Genomic DNA, 750 nt, shown 5'->3' on the forward strand with positions numbered 1-750 from the left:
CTCCCTCGCGCGCCAGGGACATGGCGCAGGCCCTGCCCAGACCCTTGCTGGCGGCGCACACCAGCGCCGTCTTTCCGGTGATCCCCAAATCCATGAGCGGTCTCCTTAGTGGCCTGCATCAGCTAAATTGTACCCATACGACGGCGTTGCGAGGTTTCCGGACATCATCGCGCAGTGTAGTCGGCGACCGGCGTTCCATCCCGTCGGGCGGCGCCAGGGGTGGGCAGGAAGTTCGCCAAGTCGAAGGCGGCGCCTGCCGGTGACGGACGAGCAGAGAGTCAAGCGGTCGTGTCACCTTCTCCCCTGAACCCGTCGACACCTTATACCAAGGGGCGCTGATCATGACTCATAGAGATCGCGTAGGCGGCTCGTCGGGCAGGAGGAAAGGTGCAGGCGATGCGGTGCATCGTCAAAACTTTTCGACGCCCTCCGACGGGCCGCATACGCGACCGCAACGGCGGCTTACCAAGGCTTTCGGACGGCGTCGCGCACGCTTCGCGATGCCCCGCATCGCCACAGCGCACGCTTAAGGCCGAAAACCTTGGTAAGCCGGCTCGTCGGGTCATGATCAGCGTCCCTTGGTATTACTCTCGCCGGCCCGGGAGGAAGTAGAGAATGGACACGCGGAAGCAACGCACCGAAGCTGTGGCGGGCACGATCGACAGGATCCGCGCCGTTGAGCGCGACCGGGGCGTGACGCCGGACGCCCTGGACGCGATCAAGGGCCTGTTGGTGGAACTGGCCGGGCGG

The 750-nt window shown here is 65.1% G+C and carries 1 pseudogene; it reads right to left on the bottom strand.

Annotated elements, in window-relative coordinates:
- Positions 1–94: pseudogene (locus V3W49_RS22675) on the bottom strand (SDR family oxidoreductase); the annotation flags it as partial.
- Positions 95–750: the final 656 nt, after the last annotated feature.

The sequence above is a fragment of the Rosenbergiella sp. YN46 genome, assembly GCF_036620675.1.
In the GTDB taxonomy this organism is placed as follows: Bacteria; Pseudomonadota; Gammaproteobacteria; order Enterobacterales; family Enterobacteriaceae; genus Jejubacter.